This window comes from Alcanivorax sp. HI0083, assembly GCF_001635175.1.
Genome location: NZ_LWFX01000210.1, coordinates 1 through 849, shown reverse-complemented (window position 1 = coordinate 849; position 849 = coordinate 1). Strand labels below are relative to the sequence as shown.

General features: G+C 63.7%; 1 protein-coding gene. It reads left to right on the top strand.

The window, feature by feature from the left end:
- Nucleotides 1–849, top strand: an 849-nt coding sequence (gene mmsA / locus A3754_RS02255; RefSeq protein ID WP_063518744.1) for a CoA-acylating methylmalonate-semialdehyde dehydrogenase, incomplete at both ends; no start/stop codon positions are given.

The following is an 849-nucleotide window of genomic DNA, read 5'->3' as shown; positions in this document are numbered from 1 at the left end:
CCGGCCACCCAGGAAACCCTGTGTGAGGCCCCGGCGGCCACCGCCGAGGAAATGGAGCGGGCCATTGCGGCGGGCAAGGCCGCCTTCCAGACCTGGAAAGAAGTGCCGGTCTCCGAGCGAGCCCGGTTGATGCTGCGCTACCAGGCGCTGCTGAAAGAGCATCACGACGAAATTGCTGAAATCCTCAGCCAGGAAACCGGCAAAACCTTCGAAGATGCCAAAGGGGACGTGTGGCGCGGCATCGAAGTGGCCGAGCAGGCCGCCAATATCGCCTCGCTGATGATGGGCGAAACCGTGGAAAACGTGGCCCGCAGCATCGACACCCATTCTTGGACCCAGCCGCTGGGCGTGTGTGCGGGGATCACCCCGTTCAACTTCCCGGCCATGATTCCCCTGTGGATGTTCCCGCTAGCCATCGCCGCGGGTAACACCTTTGTGCTCAAGCCTTCCGAGCAGGACCCGATGACCCCCAACCGTCTGGCGGAGCTGTTCCAGGAAGCCGGCGCGGCGCCGGGCCTGTTGCAGGTGGTGCACGGTGGCAAGGAGCAGGTGGATACCCTGCTGTCGCACCCGGACATCAAGGCGGTGTCGTTCGTAGGCTCGGTGCCGGTGGGTCAGCACGTGTACCGCACGGCCACCGACAACATGAAGCGCGCGCAGTGTTTTGCCGGCGCCAAGAACCACATGGTGATCATGCCCGATGCCAATAAGGAGCAGGTGGTCAGCAGCCTGGTTGGGTCGTCCTGCGGGGCGGCAGGGCAGCGTTGCATGGCTATCAGCGTGGCAGTGTTCGTGGGCGATTCCAAAGCCTGGATCGATGAGCTGGCCAGCCAGTTTGCCCAGATTCGT